Origin of the sequence: Microvirga lotononidis (assembly GCF_034627025.1) — a bacterium.
Classification (GTDB): domain Bacteria; phylum Pseudomonadota; class Alphaproteobacteria; order Rhizobiales; family Beijerinckiaceae; genus Microvirga; species Microvirga lotononidis.
Window position 1 is genome coordinate 2,765,973 of sequence record NZ_CP141048.1, and the last position, 16,187, is coordinate 2,782,159.

At 59.0% G+C, this 16,187-nt stretch carries 38 protein-coding genes; 17 read left to right on the forward strand and 21 right to left on the reverse strand.

The genetic code is table 11. The annotated features are described in order from the left end of the window. Positions 1–52: 52 nt before the first annotated feature. The 20 genes from U0023_RS12975 to U0023_RS13070 all read right to left on the reverse strand — a co-directional run bounded on the left by U0023_RS12975 (position 53) and on the right by U0023_RS13070 (position 7,354). Positions 53–349, reverse strand: coding sequence for a helix-turn-helix domain-containing protein (locus tag U0023_RS12975; RefSeq protein WP_009494174.1), 297 nt, complete (start codon positions 347–349; stop codon positions 53–55). Continuing rightward, entirely contained in the window at positions 346–546 is a 201-nt protein-coding gene (locus U0023_RS12980; protein WP_009494175.1) for a hypothetical protein, read from the reverse strand. The genes U0023_RS12975 and U0023_RS12980 overlap by 4 nt, the downstream gene beginning before the upstream one ends. A gap of 32 nt (positions 547–578) precedes the next feature. Continuing rightward, positions 579–1,205, reverse strand: a complete 627-nt coding sequence (locus U0023_RS12985; protein ID WP_407667357.1) for a DNA-methyltransferase — start codon at positions 1,203–1,205, stop codon at positions 579–581. Between the two features lie 92 nt (positions 1,206–1,297). Beyond that, positions 1,298–1,555, reverse strand: a complete 258-nt coding sequence (locus tag U0023_RS12990; protein ID WP_009494177.1) for a hypothetical protein — start codon at positions 1,553–1,555, stop codon at positions 1,298–1,300. A 49-nt stretch (positions 1,556–1,604) separates the two neighbouring features. Then, positions 1,605–1,826 (reverse strand): hypothetical protein, encoded by a 222-nt coding sequence (locus tag U0023_RS12995; RefSeq protein WP_009494178.1) that lies wholly within the window; start codon positions 1,824–1,826, stop codon positions 1,605–1,607. Positions 1,827–1,937: 111 nt separating this feature from the next. After that, positions 1,938–2,219, reverse strand: coding sequence for an RNA-binding protein (locus U0023_RS13000; protein ID WP_009494179.1), 282 nt, complete (start codon positions 2,217–2,219; stop codon positions 1,938–1,940). Continuing rightward, complete coding sequence (locus tag U0023_RS13005; protein WP_009494180.1) at positions 2,216–2,656, reverse strand: hypothetical protein; 441 nt, start codon at positions 2,654–2,656, stop codon at positions 2,216–2,218. The genes U0023_RS13000 and U0023_RS13005 overlap by 4 nt, the downstream gene beginning before the upstream one ends. 87 nt (positions 2,657–2,743) lie before the next feature. Continuing rightward, entirely contained in the window at positions 2,744–3,049 is a 306-nt protein-coding gene (locus tag U0023_RS13010; RefSeq protein ID WP_009494181.1) for a hypothetical protein, read from the reverse strand. 3 nt (positions 3,050–3,052) lie between these two features. Beyond that, the gene (locus tag U0023_RS13015; RefSeq protein WP_009494182.1) at positions 3,053–3,202 is read right to left on the reverse strand and encodes a hypothetical protein; all 150 of its coding nucleotides are present in this window, start codon (positions 3,200–3,202) and stop codon (positions 3,053–3,055) included. After that, positions 3,195–3,992: a hypothetical protein gene (locus U0023_RS13020; protein ID WP_154661280.1), complete on the reverse strand. Its 798-nt coding sequence runs from the start codon at positions 3,990–3,992 to the stop codon at positions 3,195–3,197. Before U0023_RS13020 ends, U0023_RS13015 begins: the two co-directional genes overlap by 8 nt. 116 nt (positions 3,993–4,108) lie before the next feature. Further along, the gene (locus U0023_RS13025; protein ID WP_009494184.1) at positions 4,109–4,501 is read right to left on the reverse strand and encodes a hypothetical protein; all 393 of its coding nucleotides are present in this window, start codon (positions 4,499–4,501) and stop codon (positions 4,109–4,111) included. Continuing rightward, on the reverse strand, positions 4,498–4,875 hold the full coding sequence (locus tag U0023_RS13030) for a recombination protein NinB (RefSeq protein ID WP_009494185.1): 378 nt from the start codon (positions 4,873–4,875) through the stop codon (positions 4,498–4,500). The genes U0023_RS13025 and U0023_RS13030 overlap by 4 nt, the downstream gene beginning before the upstream one ends. Continuing rightward, on the reverse strand, positions 4,868–5,089 hold the full coding sequence (locus tag U0023_RS13035; protein ID WP_009494186.1) for a hypothetical protein: 222 nt from the start codon (positions 5,087–5,089) through the stop codon (positions 4,868–4,870). Before U0023_RS13035 ends, U0023_RS13030 begins: the two co-directional genes overlap by 8 nt. Then, positions 5,089–5,745, reverse strand: coding sequence for a hypothetical protein (locus U0023_RS13040; RefSeq protein WP_009494187.1), 657 nt, complete (start codon positions 5,743–5,745; stop codon positions 5,089–5,091). The genes U0023_RS13035 and U0023_RS13040 overlap by 1 nt, the downstream gene beginning before the upstream one ends. Further along, positions 5,745–6,251, reverse strand: a complete 507-nt coding sequence (locus U0023_RS13045; protein WP_009494188.1) for a siphovirus Gp157 family protein — start codon at positions 6,249–6,251, stop codon at positions 5,745–5,747. Before U0023_RS13045 ends, U0023_RS13040 begins: the two co-directional genes overlap by 1 nt. After that, positions 6,248–6,388: a hypothetical protein gene (locus tag U0023_RS13050; protein WP_009494189.1), complete on the reverse strand. Its 141-nt coding sequence runs from the start codon at positions 6,386–6,388 to the stop codon at positions 6,248–6,250. The genes U0023_RS13045 and U0023_RS13050 overlap by 4 nt, the downstream gene beginning before the upstream one ends. Continuing rightward, the gene (locus tag U0023_RS13055) at positions 6,381–6,548 is read right to left on the reverse strand and encodes a hypothetical protein (protein ID WP_009494190.1); all 168 of its coding nucleotides are present in this window, start codon (positions 6,546–6,548) and stop codon (positions 6,381–6,383) included. The genes U0023_RS13050 and U0023_RS13055 overlap by 8 nt, the downstream gene beginning before the upstream one ends. Continuing rightward, positions 6,545–6,784 carry a hypothetical protein gene (locus U0023_RS13060; RefSeq protein ID WP_009494191.1) on the reverse strand — a complete coding sequence of 80 codons (240 nt, stop codon included), beginning with the start codon at positions 6,782–6,784 and terminating at the stop codon, positions 6,545–6,547. The genes U0023_RS13055 and U0023_RS13060 overlap by 4 nt, the downstream gene beginning before the upstream one ends. A 2-nt stretch (positions 6,785–6,786) precedes the next feature. Beyond that, on the reverse strand, positions 6,787–7,053 hold the full coding sequence (locus U0023_RS13065; RefSeq protein ID WP_009494192.1) for a hypothetical protein: 267 nt from the start codon (positions 7,051–7,053) through the stop codon (positions 6,787–6,789). Positions 7,054–7,057: 4 nt separating this feature from the next. Further along, a complete protein-coding gene (locus tag U0023_RS13070; RefSeq protein ID WP_009494193.1) occupies positions 7,058–7,354 on the reverse strand; it encodes a hypothetical protein in 297 nt (98 codons plus the stop codon). 219 nt (positions 7,355–7,573) lie between these two features. On the opposite strand from U0023_RS13070, the gene U0023_RS35550 reads away from it, so the two are divergent. Together U0023_RS35550 and U0023_RS13075 are read left to right on the forward strand one after the other, a co-directional pair. Next, complete coding sequence (locus U0023_RS35550; RefSeq protein WP_407667418.1) at positions 7,574–7,936, forward strand: helix-turn-helix domain-containing protein; 363 nt, start codon at positions 7,574–7,576, stop codon at positions 7,934–7,936. Positions 7,937–8,107: 171 nt separating this feature from the next. Next, a complete protein-coding gene (locus U0023_RS13075) occupies positions 8,108–8,275 on the forward strand; it encodes a hypothetical protein (RefSeq protein ID WP_154661281.1) in 168 nt (55 codons plus the stop codon). Here the strand turns inward: U0023_RS13075 and U0023_RS13080 are convergent. Next, positions 8,272–8,562, reverse strand: coding sequence for a helix-turn-helix domain-containing protein (locus tag U0023_RS13080; RefSeq protein WP_009494196.1), 291 nt, complete (start codon positions 8,560–8,562; stop codon positions 8,272–8,274). The two genes, U0023_RS13075 and U0023_RS13080, sit on opposite strands and share 4 nt — an antisense overlap. 120 nt (positions 8,563–8,682) lie before the next feature. On the opposite strand from U0023_RS13080, the gene U0023_RS13085 reads away from it, so the two are divergent. The 15 genes from U0023_RS13085 to U0023_RS13155 all read left to right on the forward strand — a co-directional run bounded on the left by U0023_RS13085 (position 8,683) and on the right by U0023_RS13155 (position 15,867). Beyond that, positions 8,683–8,934, forward strand: coding sequence for a hypothetical protein (locus U0023_RS13085; protein WP_009494197.1), 252 nt, complete (start codon positions 8,683–8,685; stop codon positions 8,932–8,934). Between the two features lie 408 nt (positions 8,935–9,342). Next, complete coding sequence (locus tag U0023_RS13090) at positions 9,343–9,690, forward strand: hypothetical protein (protein WP_009494199.1); 348 nt, start codon at positions 9,343–9,345, stop codon at positions 9,688–9,690. Between the two features lie 7 nt (positions 9,691–9,697). After that, the gene (locus U0023_RS13095; RefSeq protein ID WP_009494200.1) at positions 9,698–10,198 is read left to right on the forward strand and encodes a helix-turn-helix domain-containing protein; all 501 of its coding nucleotides are present in this window, start codon (positions 9,698–9,700) and stop codon (positions 10,196–10,198) included. Continuing rightward, positions 10,195–10,653 carry a RusA family crossover junction endodeoxyribonuclease gene (locus U0023_RS13100; protein WP_009494201.1) on the forward strand — a complete coding sequence of 153 codons (459 nt, stop codon included), beginning with the start codon at positions 10,195–10,197 and terminating at the stop codon, positions 10,651–10,653. Before U0023_RS13095 ends, U0023_RS13100 begins: the two co-directional genes overlap by 4 nt. Before the next feature lie 2 nt (positions 10,654–10,655). Further along, a complete protein-coding gene (locus tag U0023_RS13105; protein ID WP_009494202.1) occupies positions 10,656–11,294 on the forward strand; it encodes a hypothetical protein in 639 nt (212 codons plus the stop codon). A gap of 204 nt (positions 11,295–11,498) precedes the next feature. After that, positions 11,499–12,965: a DnaB-like helicase C-terminal domain-containing protein gene (locus U0023_RS13110; RefSeq protein ID WP_009494203.1), complete on the forward strand. Its 1,467-nt coding sequence runs from the start codon at positions 11,499–11,501 to the stop codon at positions 12,963–12,965. After that, positions 12,962–13,144, forward strand: coding sequence for a hypothetical protein (locus U0023_RS13115; RefSeq protein WP_009494204.1), 183 nt, complete (start codon positions 12,962–12,964; stop codon positions 13,142–13,144). The genes U0023_RS13110 and U0023_RS13115 overlap by 4 nt, the downstream gene beginning before the upstream one ends. Then, complete coding sequence (locus tag U0023_RS13120; protein WP_009494205.1) at positions 13,141–13,416, forward strand: hypothetical protein; 276 nt, start codon at positions 13,141–13,143, stop codon at positions 13,414–13,416. The genes U0023_RS13115 and U0023_RS13120 overlap by 4 nt, the downstream gene beginning before the upstream one ends. Then, positions 13,413–13,649: a hypothetical protein gene (locus U0023_RS13125; protein ID WP_009494206.1), complete on the forward strand. Its 237-nt coding sequence runs from the start codon at positions 13,413–13,415 to the stop codon at positions 13,647–13,649. Before U0023_RS13120 ends, U0023_RS13125 begins: the two co-directional genes overlap by 4 nt. Next, complete coding sequence (locus U0023_RS13130) at positions 13,646–13,903, forward strand: hypothetical protein (RefSeq protein ID WP_009494207.1); 258 nt, start codon at positions 13,646–13,648, stop codon at positions 13,901–13,903. Before U0023_RS13125 ends, U0023_RS13130 begins: the two co-directional genes overlap by 4 nt. A 10-nt stretch (positions 13,904–13,913) precedes the next feature. Continuing rightward, positions 13,914–14,039, forward strand: a complete 126-nt coding sequence (locus U0023_RS13135; protein ID WP_009494208.1) for a hypothetical protein — start codon at positions 13,914–13,916, stop codon at positions 14,037–14,039. 330 nt (positions 14,040–14,369) lie between these two features. Next, complete coding sequence (locus tag U0023_RS13140; protein ID WP_009494211.1) at positions 14,370–14,672, forward strand: hypothetical protein; 303 nt, start codon at positions 14,370–14,372, stop codon at positions 14,670–14,672. Further along, positions 14,669–14,962, forward strand: coding sequence for a hypothetical protein (locus U0023_RS13145; protein WP_009494212.1), 294 nt, complete (start codon positions 14,669–14,671; stop codon positions 14,960–14,962). Before U0023_RS13140 ends, U0023_RS13145 begins: the two co-directional genes overlap by 4 nt. Before the next feature lie 195 nt (positions 14,963–15,157). Then, positions 15,158–15,613 (forward strand): hypothetical protein, encoded by a 456-nt coding sequence (locus U0023_RS13150; RefSeq protein ID WP_040639332.1) that lies wholly within the window; start codon positions 15,158–15,160, stop codon positions 15,611–15,613. Continuing rightward, a complete protein-coding gene (locus U0023_RS13155; protein ID WP_009494214.1) occupies positions 15,613–15,867 on the forward strand; it encodes a hypothetical protein in 255 nt (84 codons plus the stop codon). Before U0023_RS13150 ends, U0023_RS13155 begins: the two co-directional genes overlap by 1 nt. Positions 15,868–16,187: the final 320 nt, after the last annotated feature.

The window sequence follows — 16,187 nt, forward strand, 5'->3', positions numbered from 1 at the left end:
GAGGCTTGGTTAACTCTCCCGCGCATAAGGCCGTCTTTGACAAGAAGTGGATCTAGTTGCGCTTCGACCCGAGTGCGATTGTCACCGCTGGCTTGGTTACGCCAAAACGTCGGGCAATATCGGCGCGGCTTACTCCCTGCGCCTCCAGGCGTCTGGCCTTGTCCCGGCAGAACTTCGGTTTGCGCCCGCTGGGCTTCCAGCCTCCCGGCGGGGGCGCAATGTCCTTGGTGTGATCGCGAACGGTGCAGGGCTCGACATCGTGGATGGCCGCCAACTCACTCAGGCTCATGCTCTGGCGGTTCTCGCGCATGTGGCGGCGCATGTGGTTTGTGACCTTGTTGGCCGTCACGGGTTCACCCTTTCCAGGGTTCGCCGTGCGATTTCCTGGGCATCTCCTTCGCCGTCCGCAATCGCCTCCAGTGCCATCCGCAGTCGGTCAATCTCGTCTGCTGCTTCAAGCATGAATTGCTTCTTAAGGGAGGGCCAGCCCGGCCCCTCGTTGTAGTCGCGCAGTCGTTCCGTGATGTAAGCGGTCTTATGTGCCATGTTATCTCCTGCCTGGATTCCGGGTGTCTGGTTCACAGCTTCAAAGCCTCTTGCTTCGGGGGCAGGGCGTCATTCGCGGCGGCGAAGAGGTCCGGCTGATCAATGGCCTTGGCGATCCGGGCGCGGGCGATGTCGAAATAATCTGGGTTCATCTCAATGCCGATGAACTTGCGCCCTAGTCTGACGGCGGCGACTCCGGTTGTTCCCGATCCCATAAACGGGTCAAGGATTGTCTTGCCCGCAACAAAACCAAGAGCCCACGTCATCACGCGCAGAGGCTTTTGTGTGGGGTGCCCCGTCCGCTCATCATGCTCCCGTGTGGCGGCGATTGTGTGCCGTAGAAGGCGACTGTTCGCATCCATATTCGTCCACGCTAGTTCAACATCGGCCATGGACGGCGGCGCGTCGGGCTTGTGCCACGTCAGCCAGCAGCGCGAGGCCGGCAAACCGTAATAATTGCCGCCCCACACGATCAATTCCTTGCCGGCCTTCAGGATGGCGCCCAACTCATCGACTGTGTTGGCGTCCCACTCGAACGATCCGCCCCAGGTGCCGCCATTCAGCCGCTTGCCTAGCCCGTAGGGCGGGTCTGTCACGATTGCGCACACCTCGCCAAGCGTCGGCACGATCTCCCGGCAGTCTCCCAGGTAGAGCGTCACGTCGTCCGATAGGTGCTCAACTCTCATCTTCTGCCCCAAAATGTTTCGTTATTTACTGTCTGGATTCGCATAAGCGGCCTTTGGACAAGAAGTCAGACCGGCTCGGGGATCTCTTGCGACTGATCCACCACGTCGGCCTTGATGCCCATGTCGGCGAGCGGGCCGTAGCCTTCGGTAAAACGTGGGCTCAACAGTCCACGCGCCTCTAGCTGCGCGATGTGCATGATGTGATCTTCGACCTCGTGAAAGTCGTAGAAGCTCTCGCGGAACTCCCGCATAAACTCGGGAGTGAATTTGCTCTCATCCACCTCGACTTCTACGATCATTGTCACTTCGACGGTTTTCTTCATGATTGCTTTCCTCTGGATTCGCAGAACATCAATTCTGACAACTATCGGCTTATTTTCCGCTCAAGAACTCATTGAGCGTCTTGCCGCCGAGTTCGTTGCGCTCGAATTGCTCGATCCGCCCCTTGGCGCTGCGCTTCTTTTCGTAGTGCTCAACGATAGCCTGGGCCGGAAGCACATAGCGTTCCCAATGCATCCCAGTGTCATCGTTGTGCCCCAGGCGGCGGGCGATGATGCGGGCGATTTCTTCAACTTCTGCTTCGTTACCTGTCATTGTTCGTCCTCGGGTTGTTTAGGAGTTGTCTTCAAACGATCGTTAGTACGTACCTTCAGGGTTTGTACAAAGCGCAGATACCTTCTCTCTCTGCGCGACTGGATTGAATTATCAGGGGGTTAGGGAGACATCGATGGCGTAGACCTCGACCGGATCAGGCCCGAAATGCGGGTGCGTGATCTCCGTCCTGCGGTAGCCGCGCCAAGGGCGCTCCAGGCGCCGGCTCTGATCGCCCCGGCTCGGATAGCCGAGGGTCAGCACGATCCCATCATAGTCCCGGCCCTCAAGGCGCTTCTGCCAGTAGGGCGTGACTAATCTGAACTCTTCCGGCTTTGAGCCGTCACGAATGGCGTTGAAATACTCGGCCTTGAGCGAAAGGGTCAGCTTGCTCATTCTCTTATACCTTCTCTCTCTGCGCTTTGATTTTGAATAGGTTGGGATTGGGCGTCGGACGGGCTGGCAGGCTTCGCCCCGAGCCCAAGGTCTCGGCCCTCCGGGTTGCCATCCCTGACGCTGGCGGCATTCCCGCCCGTGCCTTCAACTAGACGAGACCTAGCCCGTGCCCTTCGAAACTCTTGAAGCGCAGCGGCCTCCTCGTCGTCGAAGGACCAGAACTTCAGTCCAAGCGCATTGAGCAGGTTGGTGGCAGCATACACGCCGGCTGTGCTGCTCGACCGGCACGAGTATCCCCAAACAGCAGCATGAATGATCGACGCTGCGACCTCCCGGGAATAAAACCGCTCCTCTTCGGGTCCATAGCTGTCTTTCTGCGTGTCGAGCAGCTCGTTCACCTTATCGGCAATCATGTGATTAAGCAGAGACCAAGCCATCTAGCCACCTCCAACCTTGCGACGGGGTACTGACCTGCATTGCGATACGAGGAGCGAAGCGACGGAGGTCACATAAAAAATCTTCTTTCATCCCTGACCTCCCTCATCCGGCGCGACATGGCGGGTTGGGTGGGGGGAGAGGGCGGAAATAGCCCGGCTGATATGTTCTGCCGTAGTGTTGAACCCTCGCTTCTCGTACTCGGCCTTTACCGACTGAAGCGCGACAATCGTTAGAGCGTCCACACCCTCCCGTCCTCTTTCTTGAGAGAGAGCGGCGAGGGCAGCGAGAGCCTCCTGCCGTGTTTGATACTCCAGAGAACCAGGATGCTCTGCCCAATCGAACCGGCGAGCAATTCGCTCCAGCGCCTCTCTGATAGAGGTATCAGCGGTCATCGGTCACTCTCCTTGAGCGATCATGTAGACGGCGAGAACGGCGCTTATCCCGCAGATCAAGCCCTTGAAGTATTCATTCCAGGCGTGGGCGGTGCGCTTCCCCCAAGGGGCGGCAATAACCGCAACGAGGCCGAAGGCGATTGCCTTATCCATTGCCTGCCTCCGTCTCCTGGGAGAGGGCGGCGCGGGATTTCCCGAGAGCTTCTTCGACCTGTTCCAGAACATGTAGGGGAATGGCGTAGTCTTTCCGACCCGCAATCCTGACCGCGAAGTTGTCAACGCTCTCCAGCGTTTTCCTCATGCTGGAGAGAGCGGCTTCGGCCTCACGCAGGTCATCCGGCTTGATCCGCAGAACAACCTCATCGGGCATAGCCATGATGCGGGCGATCAGGGCATCCGTACCCTCCTCGGTCGCGTTCATCACCTCGTCGAGACGGTCGCGGGCTTCCTCACGCTCGCGGATCGCCTCATCCCTTTCAGCTTTCAGGGTGGAGAGAACTTGGGCGGCTTCGCGAAGGTCGCTGGCGACTACTTCCCGGGCGTGAGGATAACCCGCAGCAAGCGCAGTCGCATGGCTGTTCAGTCTCTCCACCAGATTGTCAGATGAAGGAGAGATTTGGGGAGTGTGATCGGGCGTCTCGGCATGAATGCCGACCGCGCTGGCATGCTGCGCACTCAGCCCGCTATCGCGGTCTTCGCTCTTCGAGTGCTCATCGCTTACGCGGGGGCGAGCAACGAAGATTTCGCCGCCGCAGACCGTGAATAGTTGATGTTCTGGATTGTCCTCCATCGCGCTGGCGATAGCTCGCCCGGTAGCCTCATCTTTCGATGCCGCGTCGTTGTAGATACGGAGGCATGTCTGAATGTTCTTGCCGTTGGGAATGTCTTTCGTGAGCGTAACCGCGATTGCATGCACAGCGACCGGCTGCGCCGCTTCGCGCAAGGGATCGCCGCCCGTCAGGGGCAAGACGCCGGAGGCGGCTTGATCGGAACGACAAGAGCCCGGTCCCGTCAGGGATGCGCCCTCTCTCTCTACTCTCACAAAATCAGATTGGGACATTAGGAGGCTTTCTGAAAAAGGGGACGGGGAGGAAGGGGTTTTTTGCCTTCGCGCTTCGGGGCACGGGGCGGCTGAGGAATGCGCTTCCGGTTGGGGTCTTTGATCCCGAGGTGATGAGCCTTCCGACGCTTGGCCTGGGCTGCGGCTGAATGATCGGCCGCGTCCTTATCCTTCTTGCAGCTCATGTGAGCGGGGCCGCAATTCGGGTCCTCGTCCTTGCCGCCGAGTTCCAGGGCTCGGATATGCTCGATGAACCAATCCTCGCGGGTGGCGTCGATGACCTGCTTGCAGGTGACGCAGATGCCCTTGTGAGCCTCCCAGATCTTGAGGGCGCGGGTCTTGGTCATCTTCTTGCGCTTGGTGGTTCCCACGTCTTCGCAGATGAAGCTCATGCCGACAGCTCCACGCCCTGCTGAGCCGCGAAGGCCGCGATAAGCTCAAGCAAATTTGTCATTTCCTCTTTCGTCATGTCGCTCGTCCGCATTCCAAGCGGGACGTAAGTTCCAGGATCTATGCCGGGTACGACACGGGCCTTGCGGAGGGAGGCGGACAGAATGTCCTTCCAGTCCTCGGCCGAGAGGTATTGCCCGTACCATTCCACGCCCTTGGCGATTTCTCCCAGGCGCATCCACATGAGAGCGTTCTGGTCGAGACTGCGACGCGGAGCCTTGAACTCAACCTTGGTCCCAGGCTTTGCTTGCCCGATCCATTTGATGGCCCGCTGCCGCACTTGGTCATTGGCAAGGATGAGAGTTGCCCTAGTCATCGTCTGACTCCGGGTTGTTCTCCAGCCAGCTTTCAGACCAATCATTGAGGAACTGCGCCCACTCGTTGGCGTCTTCATCATTGAATGTGCTATCGAGGGCGTCGTTGTTGTTGCGCTCCTGGCAGGCAAAGGCGAACCAGCGGGCGACTTCCATCATTTCGGTATAGGTCAGGTTCCGAACCTGATTGGCGAGGTAGCGAAGACGCTGGCTCATTACGCTGCCCTCTTCGGCTGCCAGCCAAGGGACTTCATCTTGTCCACCGCATAGGCGCGGATCTCGTCACGCTCGCCGGCCGGAAGCTTTTCGAGCCAAGCCTGCGTTCCCTCGTCCTGCATCAGGTCGGTGACGGCCTGGACGGTTCGTGCTTCCTCGATCAGCAGCTTGAAGTCGGTAATCTCGTCCTGCCGGCTCTTGCTGGCTACGACCGCCTTTTTCTCGTTCTCCGAAGGTTCGGAAGATGGCGTCGATAAAGGGCGAGCCTCCTTGAACTCGTCGGCTTCCTCCTCGCTGTAGAGGATACCGGAAAGCTCGATGAGCTTTAGAATTACGCGGTCTTTGGCGCGCTTCTCGCTCATGGCGTAGGGATAGGCAGCCTGCTTGCCGGAAACGCGGTAGTTCATGCCGATGGTGGCTTCACCGATGGACCATTCCATGCGGTCGCCCATGCGGCCGACAACCATCAAAACAGCCTCTTCCTTCTCGGCGCGAAGGATGGTCGGAACATCGAATTGGATCTTCGCCTTGGCGGCGATCCGCTCCAGGGCCTTGTGATAGATCACCGTCGTGCCCTGAACCTTCCATGTGTTGCCGGCCATAGGTTCATCGAAGCGGGCCAACGTCTCGGAGATTTTCTTATCGGTGGCGTTCATTAGCGGGTTCTCACGGTCAGAGTTTGGGAGGCAGAAGAAAGGGAAGCGCCAGGAACGGCCTCGCCCTGTTCAAGAGCAGCCTTGATCGCCGTCTTGTCTGGCTCCCGCTTGATGCGGCAGAGTTGCGAAGGAATGGCCTCGGGATCGTCAATCGAAACGCTCGGCCGGGTCGCGGTGACGGAGGCGGTGAAGTCTGGCGCCTCAACCTTCGGAAGCTGGAGAGCCTTCATGCCCTGGAGAGCGATGGCCCGAAGGGTTTCGGCCTTGGCCTCGAACCGCTTGCGACGTTCCCGGTTCTCCTCCTCGATCTCCTTCAGAGCCTTGCTGTTGGCTTCCGTGCAACGGGCGGCCCGAAGGATGCGGCGGATGCGCTCGATGGCGTCGCACTCGCTTTCGATGAGGGTTGCATAGTCGGGATCGTCCGGCGTAATGCCGGCGTCTTCCAATGCCTTCACGACGAGAGCGGCTGTAGCGATTTCCTGTGAGAATGTCTGATGGGCGTTCATTCGGCCGGCTCCAGATTGGTGACTTGCTTTTCCTGCTCTGCCTCTTCGAATTCCCGCTCCATCTCTGGTATCCAGCGGGCTAGTTCTTCGAAGGCATCGGGCCATTGCGAGGGGTGGAGGATGCTGTCCTCATTCACGGCAGCCTCCCGTGTTCGGCCAGTCTCCGCAGGGCTCCTCTTCATCCCAATCGATGGGATTGACCGGAGCGGGACGGAAAAGCTGGATGGCGCCGTAGATCACCAGCCCAGCACCGGACGCGATGAGGCCGAGGGCCACGTAGAATTCGAGGTCAGTCATGCTGCCAGCGCCTCCAGGCACCTTTGCGCAAAGGCCACGCGGATGAGTTCGCCCGCAGTGAACCCAAGGTCGAATGGGTCGATGTCGTGGGCGATCAGAGCGGCGGTAACCCGAGCCGCTCCATAAGCCTCCAGCGGGAAGCCTTCGTTCAGATGATCGGCCATGTCCGTGCGGATGATGTTGATGGCTGCGGTCATGGCTTGCTGGTCCATGTGGATGTTTTTGAAAGCGCCCATGGTTAGCGGCTCCTGCGGGCCAGATCAGGCAACGACCGGAAGTCGGGGCCAAGATTGCGGGAGAGGTGGATCAAGGCTTCATCGAAGTCGCCGCGCATTAGGCACTCGGCGGCGTCCTGGAGCCGCTCCATCATCAGGTCTTCTTCGGGCTTGCCGTTCTTGAGGCAGATGTACCCGCGAGACTCCAGTTCATCGATCAGATCGCCTGTGTCGAAATCGTCCAGATCAATGTCAACATCGACATCAACGGTTACAGTTCTCGTCTTCATCGCCTTACTCCGCCGCCTGCTGGAAGAAGCGACCGAGATCCACGACCGGAGGCCGCGAAACGGACGGATAGGGCTCGAAGCGGTGAACGAGGTAGCCGAGCTTCTCGCCGTCGAAGCCGAAGAACTCACCGTCCTCGTCCTCGATTTCCTCGATCAGGTGGAGCGGCGCGTTGATCATGTCGGCAATCTCGTTGCGGGCCTGAGCCCAGATTGCGAGACGGCTATCCCAGCCAGGGGCGATATCGCGCCAGGTGGCGAGTGTTTCGCCTTCCATTGACAGAAGTTCTGTGATCCGGGGCATCGGTGTGTTCCCTCATTTCCGATGCCTCCAATCTATTAAACGCTGTGTTTATCGTCAAGCATTATTTTAAACGCCACGTGTAAAAAACTTTCACGGTGCGGCAATTCGTTATTTGCCTTGCATTCAGGCGCCGTGTGCTAGGGCTGGAACTGTTTTAAACAACGAGTTGCGACAATGAGCCCTAACGTTGATTTTCAAAGGGTCTATTTCCGGTTTTTGATGGATCTCACACGAGCGCTCACCGTAGCCAAGCGAGAGAAATCCCCACCGCGTCCGGACCGATTGCTTGTCCTCTCAGCCGTTGCCCTCGGCGCCATCGAGGGGCGGCCATTCCGCGTTCAGAAGCTTGCTGAGTATCTCGGGATGCCGCGCACATCCGTCCTCCGGCGCCTGGAGGAGTTGGGGGAGGAGGGTTGGATCGAATACGACGCGAAAGGCCACGCTTTAATCAGGGCCGACAGGCTGAATGAGCCAGGAGTCGTATGGGTTTGCGACAGAATGTCCACACTAATCCACAGGGCTCATTACGAGCTTCTTGAATTAGAACGAAAAGAGAACAAAACTGTCCAAAGCGGACACTGATTTTATGGACGGAGTGAGGAAAGTTGGCTTACGGTTTGTGCGTTAACCATTCATTACGCCATTTGTGCAGGCATCAAGCGGCACAAGGCAGGGGGCATTCCTATGATTTTTGAAAGTAACCCTAGGGCTGTTGTCTCTTCAGAGAGGTACCGGGAGCTGGAGACGCTTGCCATGCAGCTTCTGATCCAGCTCCCCACCGACGAGGCGGAGATCCTGATCGTTCGGGACATCGTGGACAATCATGTTCGGCGCTGGCTGACCGACGAACGCCTTCCGAGGCACCGCGACACCGAATTGTGGGCCGAAACCGTTGTTCCGATTAAGAAAACGGCCGATTAACCGGCCGCTCTCTTCTTCTGTTCCTGTCTGTCGTACTCTACGAGCTTATCGAGCACATGCCCCGGCAGTGTGTGCTCCAGTCCTCGATAAATGAAGTCGAGTGAGGCTCCGGTCTTCGTGACGATCTTCATGACCTCGTCCAGCGAGATCCGCCGCTTTCCTGTTTCATAGTTGTAGAGAGCCTGGTCGGAGAACCCGACGAATTGGCAGAAGGCGCGGGCCTGATCGTAGCCAAGCGCAAGTCGTAGCCGCCTGATGCGGCCCCCAATGACCTCCGGGTTATCCATATCCCTTTACCGCGTTCACGGGTGATTCGTTTGAGCCACGGTAGTCCACGTATCGTTTATTCTCATTAAACGCCTTATGCCCCTCTTGACGTTAAACGCTGCGTTTAGTAGATTGGCCGCATGTCAAAGAAGCAGCCTCTTCAGTATCTCCCGACCCTGTGCGACGTGCACCGCAAATTAGGTGGTACGGTCGCCATCGCCCGGCTTACCGGCAAGTCGGCTGGTTCAATCTCCAACGCCAAGCGGCGTGGCTTTTACCCTCGTGACGCCTATGCGGTGATGCGGGATGAGCTGGAGCGCCTTGGCTCCCAGGCCCCGGCCTCGCTTTGGCGTCAGGTCGAGCCCCTACAGAATACGGGAGCGGCCGCATGAACGCCGCGACCGCCCCCGCCCCCCAGCCTTATTCCCCGAGCTTTGGCGGCTGTCGCCAGAGTGCGGATCTCCTCACCATGGGAGCCCGCATCCTTCGCACTAGGGAACCCGGTGTGAAGTTCTTGCCCCGTTTGCCGGTTGTCGGGGAGGGTATCAACCGGCCTTCAGTTTCTCAGCTTGAGAGCGGTTCTCAAGGCAGGCTTCCTCTGCATGAGACGCCTGTTTTCATTGTCAGCGGCGAACCTTTCCTCCCTGGCTCGTCGGCTCTGATTTTGAAAGACGCCCAACCGCACTCCTTGGCCCCTGGCGGCCATAAACCCCAGGGGTCCTTTCCCTTCGAAGTAAATCACGATGTGTCCCTCTCTCATGATGGGGACATTGCCACGCTTCCTTGGCCACAGGTGTCCAATGTTCACTGATAGCGAACTGAAAGAGGCCGTCCGCCCACTCGTTCTTCACGTCCTTGATGTCGAGAAGAAGAAACGCTTCTCCATGGAGGCGGCGCAGAAGTTCTTGGCGGACAAGTTGGATGGATCTCCCCGCTGGCTCCGCCGCATTACCGGTCGTTGCCCGAAGGCAACCCTTCACGGGCACCAGCTCCTGAACCTTGTGCACCTCTACCTGGAGCGTGACGGCGATACAAAGCCAATCCGCTCTCTGTGGAAGCGAGTTCTCAAGGGCCGTCCGACCCTAGCCAAGATGCGTTCGGCGGTCGGCTCAAGATTTCGCACCTTTGCAAAATCATCGGTGGCATAGAATTGAAATGATCCAGCACAGACACTTCACCAACGGCGCCGATGTTCTGGCTCATGCCAGGGAAGTTGCGCGCAGCCGCTATGCCCCGCGCCGGATTACCCCGACGCGAGTTGATATGCCCGCAGAACACGCGGTTCCTGACGCTGTTGTCGCGCCGGTAACGCTCCCAGAGGGTGTAGGTTCCGGCATCGATATGAGTCAGGCTGTCGCGCCGGCCCAGGATGTCGTGCGGGACATCATCGACCTGAAGGGTACGTTGATCCCTAAGGCCCACGCCAAGACCATCGTTCGTCTGATCGCGAACAGGCATGGTCTACAAGCAGCCGATATCCTTGGCCGCACTCGGACGGCACTGGTCGTCGCGGCCCGTCACGAGGCCATCAGCTCCATCTATGTGGAGTTCCCGCACTGGTCCCTCGAAAAGATCGCTCAGTTCTTCGGGGTGCACCACACCTCGGTTCTTCACGCCATCCGCAAGATGGGCGTGTGGAGGGGAGACGCGGCATGATTACCGTCACCTTCGACTATCCTCCGTCCACGAACAATCTCTGGCGCAACGGGCGCAGCTCCAGCGGCCGGCCGACCACGTACCTGTCCAAGCAGTATGCCGCCTGGAAGCAAGCCGCCGAGTGGACCGCTAAGGCGGCTGCCAGGGCCAATGGCCGGATCGAGGGCAAGTACTTCATCGAGATTGCCGCCAAGCGTCCCGACCGGCGCAAGCGGGATCTCGACAACATCATCAAGCCGATCAGCGATGCCCTCGTTCATGGCGGCATCATCGAGGACGACAGCAAGTGCGAGTTCATCCACTGCCGCTGGGATGATGCCGTTCCGTCCGGGGTCCGCGTCTCCGTTGAGGCTTATCCGGAAACCCATAGCAAGCAGGGCGACGACCTGGGTGAGTGGATCTCCCTCGCTGATGCGGTCGGCCTCGCACTCAAGAACATCGGCAGGGGAGAGTAATCATGACGATGCTCGCCGAACTCGTTAAGGCCCTCGCCGCAACCGGCGCCACGGTCGAACAGATCGCGGCTGCTGTGGAGGCTGTTGAGCGGCAGCAGATCGAACAGGATGAGGCTCGCAAGGCAGCCAAGCGCGCCGGCAATGCAGAGCGCCAGCGTCGGTTCAAAGAGAGAAAGAAGCAAGAACAGGTAACGAATAGTAACGCAGATAACGCGTTATCGGACGTTACCAGCGTTGTGGACTCCCTCTCTGATAAAGAAAGGTCTCCCACACCCTCTAAAGAAATTAACTCTCCCTCTTCCGAAACTAACGTTTCGGGCGTTGCCGCCCCGATTTCGAATTTGGCCGAGAACGTGATCGTTCTGGCTGACCCCCGAGGCGAACTGTTCAGCCGGGGATTGAAACTCCTGGCCGGACTGACAGGCAAGCCGGATGGAAAGCTGCGGGGGCTCCTCGGCAAGTGGCTCAAGGATGCGAACGACGACGCCGTGAGGGTTCTCCGGGTGATCGAGGATGCCGGACGAAACCGAGTGGCCGACGCCGTGCCGTGGATCGAGGCCGCCCTGAAGCAGCAGGCCCAGCCGAAGCGCCAGGAGACGCACAGCGAACGAGCACGGAGGCTCAACGCGACATGGATCTGACCGCCGCTCAAATCCTCGCCGACCTGGGCATTCAGGCCCGCTCAACGGCAATCGGACGGTTCTACGCCCGCTGCCCCAAATGCTCCGACCACCGCAAGCCGCACAACCGCAACAAGCGATGTCTCGGGGTCACGATAGACGCAGAGGGCGTCTCCTACGGGTGCAACAACGACGGATGCGATTTCAGCGGAGGGAGGTTTTACGATGATAAGCGAACTGCACACCCGGTGGCTCGAAAAGCGCGGGATCTCGGACGAAACAGCGGTTCGTTTCGGAATTTGTACGGTTGATGGCGCCCTGAAGTTCCCCTTCACGGAGCAGGGCAAAGAGGTCGGCGCCAAGTTCCGGGGAGCTAACAAGAAGTTCTGGCAGGAATCCGGCGGCAAGCGAACCTTCTGGAACGCCGACGCCCTGGACGATCCGGCACTTGAGCAGGGCTCCATGCCCCTCATCATCACGGAGGGCGAGATTGACGCTCTGACCGCTATCGAGTGCGGTTTCCCGCTGACCGTCTCCGTCCCTGATGGTGCCCCGCCGGCCGTGGGCGAGCCTACCGTCAACAACCCGCTGGACGATCAGACTGGCAAGTTTCAGTTCATGTTCAACAACCGCGACCGTCTCAAGCGCATCAAGCGTTTCGTGCTGGCCGTGGACAATGACCCGCCAGGCATTCGTCTTGCGTCCGAGCTGGTGCGCCGTCTCGGTGCCTCCCGCTGCTCCTTCGTGACCTATCCCGAGGGCTGCAAGGATCTGAACGAGGTTCTGACCCAATGCGGCCCTGAGGGGGTGACCGAGGTTCTGAACGGAGCCAAGCCCTATCCGGTGAAGGGCCTCTACAAGCTTGAGGACTATCCGCCGGCCGAGCCCATCCGCACGGTTGGGACCGGATGGGCGACCGTGGACAAGCACTTCAAACTATTTCCGGGTGCGTTCACAGTTGTAACGGGCATCCCAGGCCACGGGAAAACGACTTGGACTATGGGGATGTCAATCAACATCGCACGAAACTTCGGGTGGAAAACTGCCGTGTTTTCTCCAGAAATGCCGACAGTCCCGCATCTTCATAATAAACTGAGAACCATAGCTTCGGGATTACCTTTGTACCGCGTGTTGCAGGACAGGCAAATACTTCGTGAGACGGACCAGTTCCTCAACGAGGCATTCGTCTTCCTCGACGCGGACCCGGAGGAGGGGATTGACGAGGACATGACCTTGGAATGGGTAATCGAGAGGGCTCACGACGCTGTGCACCGGCACGGCATCAAGCACCTCATCATCGACCCCTGGAACGAGGTCGAACACGCCAAGCCGGCCGGCGAGGCCATGCCCGACTACATCGGGCGCGGCATTCGAATGCTCAAGCGGTTTGCCAAAGAGCGTCAGGTGGCCGTAACGGTGATCGTTCACCCGACCAAGGCCGTGGCCGGCGACAACCCCCGGATGCCGAATCTCTATGACTGCGAGGGCTCGGCCCATTGGTACAACAAGCCGGACCTCGGTGTGGTGGTCGGGCGTGATCCTGAGAACCCCGAGAGCCCACATACGGTCATTCGCATTGCCAAAGTCCGCTTCAAGGGCACTGGCATGAAGGGCGATGTCCTCATGAAGTACGAGGAAGACACGGAGCGGTTCTTGCAACTCGACCCGTCGTATCAGGGAGAGGGCGCATGACCCACTTCCAGCAGCGCGTCTTCAAGCTCGCCCGTCAGAAGCTTCCCCGCCCGGTGATTGCCGAACGCCTCGGCACGAGTTCCAACGTCGTGAAGGTCACCATCAGCGTCCTTCGCCGCAGGGGCTACGACATCCCCCGCATTAAATCGGGGCCGGCTGCATGGGGGTGGGCGATATGATGCACATCGACCCCGCATCCCCCGCTTTTGAGCGTCTCCCACGCCGCAAGCAAGGTTTCATCCTCGTGACCCACTGTGGCTGGACCATCGAAGCCCTCATGGACGAGTACGGCATATCCGAGTTTACCGCCGGTCTTTGGCTAGACCCGGATCGATACGAAAGGCGCCTCGCCAGCAAGAAGGCTTACCGCAAGACCCCGAAGGGTCGGGCCATGGATAGGGCTTGTGATGCCCGATACCGCGCCCGCCTCAAGGCGAAGGAGGCCGCATGAAATTCACCGACGCCGAACTCCGCACTCTCCGTCTGATCGATCAACACGGCAAGGCAGAGAGGGATATGGACCGCCACGGCCTCTACGGCTGGAGGATAAACGGGGAAGCAAGGGGCCAGAGGGTGGATATCCTCTTGCAACTGAAAGCCCTGACGCTCTCCGAGGACAAACTAACCGCAACGCTCACCGACCGGGGCCGGAAGGCCATCAGCTACATGAAGGAAGCAGCATGAGCAATCGTTACGACCTACTCACATCCAAGACCGACAAGGACGGCAAGAAGCGCTGGACCAAGGTCGGCGTCATGTTCCCGTCCAAGCAGGGCGAAGGCTTCTCAATCAAGCTTGAGGCCCTTCCGCTCCCGAATGCCGAGGGCGAGGTTTGGATCTCTGCCTTTGTGCCACGTGAGAATGACGGGCAGGGGCGGCCGGCTCCTCAGCAGGGCGGCGGACGCGGCTTCGACTCCGACGACAGCATTCCGTTCTAGGAGCTTGGGAATGAGAGACCTTCTCTCCTGTATCGCAGGGATCACCGTCACCTTCGGGATCGTGTCTCTGTTCTTCGCCTGGCAGATCATCCTGCCTGTCATTGGTCTTCTGTGGCTTGTGGGGTGGTTGGGATGAAGGTCATTGTCGTAACCATCGTCGGGGCCGTCGGGTGCCTCGCCGCCTTTATTTATGGCCTGTACACTCTCTCCGAGAACAGCGCTAGAGAGTTCTGCCTCACACAGGCGTCGGATGCCGGTCTAGAGGGGCGCTACTCCTTCTATGGTCGATGTCAGGTACGCATCGGTGACCGGTGGGTTCCTGGGAGCCTCGTGCGGTTCGAGGTGTCAGGCAAGGTTTCGGCCCCATGATCCTCACCCCCGCCTCATATATCGACTGGTGCCGTCTTTATGCGGCGGGAATTATCGTCTGGTGTGACCTTGTGAGCTGGCATCTGGAGAATGGGGAATGAGCGATCTAGTCGAGCGCCTTCGGAGCAGCGAGGCGGCCACCATATGGAGCATCGTGGACGAGGCTGCTGACGAGATAGAGAAGCTTCGGTCGCAGCGAGGAGAGGCGTGGAGTACTGTAGATAGGCTCAATGCTCGCAACCAAGCATTATTCGAAGAGAGCCTCCGCCTGCATGAAGCGGTTGAAGAACTCCTCTTGCATAGGGTTGGGGATCTGCCCCGGCAGGGCTGGCTCAAGGACAACGATGCCAGCCGGAAGAGTCTCGCTAGGCTGGCGGCAATCATGGAGAATAGGGGATGAGCATCAAGTTTCCGAAACATGAGGGTTCGCTTCACCTGACCCACAACGACCATAAGAGCTACTACCAGACAGTCTCTCAATGGCTGGCAGATCAAGAGGCCGGCAACTGTTGGTTCGATTGGGTGAGCCCGGAGCAACGCCAGAAGGCCATCGATACGGACAGCGTCTGGACTATCCAATGGTATCCCGAGACACCTATCGGGTTCTGCGCTCTCGCGGCTGCGGATCTTGATGCTCTGTTAGCAGCCGCGAACGAAGATGAGAGCGGAACACCCGCCAATCCAATCTAGATAACAAACCAATCCGACCGTAGGGGCCAGACCATGACGCTATCCGCTTCAAGCCGTAGGGGCAGACCACGAAAGCAAGGGGTCCCCAGAGACCCCAAGACAGGGCGGATCGCATCAGGGTACGACCGTCAATCCCCAGGGGCTATCACGGCCACGGCCGAAGAAGCCCGCATCCGCCAGCTTCTGGGGGTTGACGTGTATCTGACAGCAAAGCGCAAAGGGCGGCTCGAAGAGGCCCGCAAGAGAGTTTCCAACCCGCTCCTCGGCTATGCCCTCGGTCGCCTTCTCTTCCAAAAGGAAATCGACCAGAACCAGTATGACGCCGGGATGTACTTCGCTTGGCTCTGGAAGGCTCATGCGAAGGTGAGGGGGCTTCCTTCCCCGAATGTCCGAGCCATCGACTACGGGGCCATTACAGGCGGTTACAGTACTCATCCCGAGGACAGCGAAGGGTGGGTTATGGATGTCCGGCGCCGCTGGGAGGATGCGCAGAGCGCCCTCTATCATGCGAACGGGGATCAGGGGCGGACCACGGGACCGTTGAGGGCCATCCTTCTGCGCGTTCTGGTGGAGGACATCGGCCCTCAGGATAAGTACGAGATGGGGAACCTGAGGGTGGGGCTGAATGCGATCAATCAGGCGAGGATGTGATGAGCGATAAGCCGAACTACCGCATGGAGCGCATCGAGCGCCTTCTTCACGAACTCAAATACGAGGTGACACGGGGTATGATGGAGGGGGAGATCGATGAGACTATTGGCTTCCGGTTCTTCGTGCCGATAAGCAAGCGCCTGCCTGACGGGGTGGTGTCTTGCCGGTTTGAGACGCGCCCTGTGCAGCGGTGGGCTATGCATGTCGAGGATCTTCAACCGCGCCTCAAGGTAGTTAGCGATAATACCGCTTGACAACTCGCGCGGGCGCGCGTAAGAACGTAATATTCATCGTGAGAATTGTGCCCGGAGCCCACAAAGCTGCCGGGCTTTTCATTTTTGATCACCACTTCATTCCACTCCAATTCAGTTTCAGGGGGTCGCGTCTCGGTAACGAGTACGCCTCTGGACGAGGATGCTAGCCTCTCCCGTCATTCGGGCCTGTTCCCTCATCTAAGCCCGCTAGAGCATCATGCACATGCTCCCCCCTGAAAACCTCTTTGGGCCGACCAACCCGCAACCTCTTGGTCAAGCGTACAGGCGGTGAATACAGGCCGCGCCCAATACCGACAGTG

What these genes read in the sequence shown, in the direction of transcription:
- U0023_RS13100 (WP_009494201.1), top strand. Translation starts at nt 10,195, where the DNA reads ATGATTACCGTCACCTTCGACTATCCTCCGTCCACGAACAATCTCTGG.
- U0023_RS13135 (WP_009494208.1), top strand. Translation starts at nt 13,914, where the DNA reads ATGAGAGACCTTCTCTCCTGTATCGCAGGGATCACCGTCACCTTCGGG.
- U0023_RS35550 (WP_407667418.1), top strand. Translation starts at nt 7,574, where the DNA reads ATGGATCTCACACGAGCGCTCACCGTAGCCAAGCGAGAGAAATCCCCA.
- U0023_RS13095 (WP_009494200.1), top strand. Translation starts at nt 9,698, where the DNA reads ATGATCCAGCACAGACACTTCACCAACGGCGCCGATGTTCTGGCTCAT.
- U0023_RS13010 (WP_009494181.1), bottom strand. Translation starts at nt 3,049, where the DNA reads ATGACCGCTGATACCTCTATCAGAGAGGCGCTGGAGCGAATTGCTCGC.
- U0023_RS13090 (WP_009494199.1), top strand. Translation starts at nt 9,343, where the DNA reads ATGTTCACTGATAGCGAACTGAAAGAGGCCGTCCGCCCACTCGTTCTT.
- U0023_RS13070 (WP_009494193.1), bottom strand. Translation starts at nt 7,354, where the DNA reads ATGCCCCGGATCACAGAACTTCTGTCAATGGAAGGCGAAACACTCGCC.
- U0023_RS13155 (WP_009494214.1), top strand. Translation starts at nt 15,613, where the DNA reads ATGAGCGATAAGCCGAACTACCGCATGGAGCGCATCGAGCGCCTTCTT.
- U0023_RS13055 (WP_009494190.1), bottom strand. Translation starts at nt 6,548, where the DNA reads ATGACTGACCTCGAATTCTACGTGGCCCTCGGCCTCATCGCGTCCGGT.
- U0023_RS13120 (WP_009494205.1), top strand. Translation starts at nt 13,141, where the DNA reads ATGATGCACATCGACCCCGCATCCCCCGCTTTTGAGCGTCTCCCACGC.
- U0023_RS13000 (WP_009494179.1), bottom strand. Translation starts at nt 2,219, where the DNA reads ATGAGCAAGCTGACCCTTTCGCTCAAGGCCGAGTATTTCAACGCCATT.
- U0023_RS13060 (WP_009494191.1), bottom strand. Translation starts at nt 6,784, where the DNA reads ATGGGCGCTTTCAAAAACATCCACATGGACCAGCAAGCCATGACCGCA.
- U0023_RS12995 (WP_009494178.1), bottom strand. Translation starts at nt 1,826, where the DNA reads ATGACAGGTAACGAAGCAGAAGTTGAAGAAATCGCCCGCATCATCGCC.
- U0023_RS13005 (WP_009494180.1), bottom strand. Translation starts at nt 2,656, where the DNA reads ATGGCTTGGTCTCTGCTTAATCACATGATTGCCGATAAGGTGAACGAG.
- U0023_RS13125 (WP_009494206.1), top strand. Translation starts at nt 13,413, where the DNA reads ATGAAATTCACCGACGCCGAACTCCGCACTCTCCGTCTGATCGATCAA.
- U0023_RS13105 (WP_009494202.1), top strand. Translation starts at nt 10,656, where the DNA reads ATGACGATGCTCGCCGAACTCGTTAAGGCCCTCGCCGCAACCGGCGCC.
- U0023_RS13035 (WP_009494186.1), bottom strand. Translation starts at nt 5,089, where the DNA reads ATGAGCCAGCGTCTTCGCTACCTCGCCAATCAGGTTCGGAACCTGACC.
- U0023_RS13140 (WP_009494211.1), top strand. Translation starts at nt 14,370, where the DNA reads ATGAGCGATCTAGTCGAGCGCCTTCGGAGCAGCGAGGCGGCCACCATA.
- U0023_RS13145 (WP_009494212.1), top strand. Translation starts at nt 14,669, where the DNA reads ATGAGCATCAAGTTTCCGAAACATGAGGGTTCGCTTCACCTGACCCAC.
- U0023_RS13085 (WP_009494197.1), top strand. Translation starts at nt 8,683, where the DNA reads ATGTCAAAGAAGCAGCCTCTTCAGTATCTCCCGACCCTGTGCGACGTG.
- U0023_RS13065 (WP_009494192.1), bottom strand. Translation starts at nt 7,053, where the DNA reads ATGAAGACGAGAACTGTAACCGTTGATGTCGATGTTGACATTGATCTG.
- U0023_RS13110 (WP_009494203.1), top strand. Translation starts at nt 11,499, where the DNA reads ATGATAAGCGAACTGCACACCCGGTGGCTCGAAAAGCGCGGGATCTCG.
- U0023_RS13045 (WP_009494188.1), bottom strand. Translation starts at nt 6,251, where the DNA reads ATGAACGCCCATCAGACATTCTCACAGGAAATCGCTACAGCCGCTCTC.
- U0023_RS13080 (WP_009494196.1), bottom strand. Translation starts at nt 8,562, where the DNA reads ATGGATAACCCGGAGGTCATTGGGGGCCGCATCAGGCGGCTACGACTT.
- U0023_RS13015 (WP_009494182.1), bottom strand. Translation starts at nt 3,202, where the DNA reads ATGGATAAGGCAATCGCCTTCGGCCTCGTTGCGGTTATTGCCGCCCCT.
- U0023_RS13030 (WP_009494185.1), bottom strand. Translation starts at nt 4,875, where the DNA reads ATGACTAGGGCAACTCTCATCCTTGCCAATGACCAAGTGCGGCAGCGG.
- U0023_RS13130 (WP_009494207.1), top strand. Translation starts at nt 13,646, where the DNA reads ATGAGCAATCGTTACGACCTACTCACATCCAAGACCGACAAGGACGGC.
- U0023_RS13025 (WP_009494184.1), bottom strand. Translation starts at nt 4,501, where the DNA reads ATGAGCTTCATCTGCGAAGACGTGGGAACCACCAAGCGCAAGAAGATG.
- U0023_RS13075 (WP_154661281.1), top strand. Translation starts at nt 8,108, where the DNA reads ATGCAGCTTCTGATCCAGCTCCCCACCGACGAGGCGGAGATCCTGATC.
- U0023_RS13115 (WP_009494204.1), top strand. Translation starts at nt 12,962, where the DNA reads ATGACCCACTTCCAGCAGCGCGTCTTCAAGCTCGCCCGTCAGAAGCTT.
- U0023_RS12980 (WP_009494175.1), bottom strand. Translation starts at nt 546, where the DNA reads ATGGCACATAAGACCGCTTACATCACGGAACGACTGCGCGACTACAAC.
- U0023_RS12990 (WP_009494177.1), bottom strand. Translation starts at nt 1,555, where the DNA reads ATGAAGAAAACCGTCGAAGTGACAATGATCGTAGAAGTCGAGGTGGAT.
- U0023_RS13040 (WP_009494187.1), bottom strand. Translation starts at nt 5,745, where the DNA reads ATGAACGCCACCGATAAGAAAATCTCCGAGACGTTGGCCCGCTTCGAT.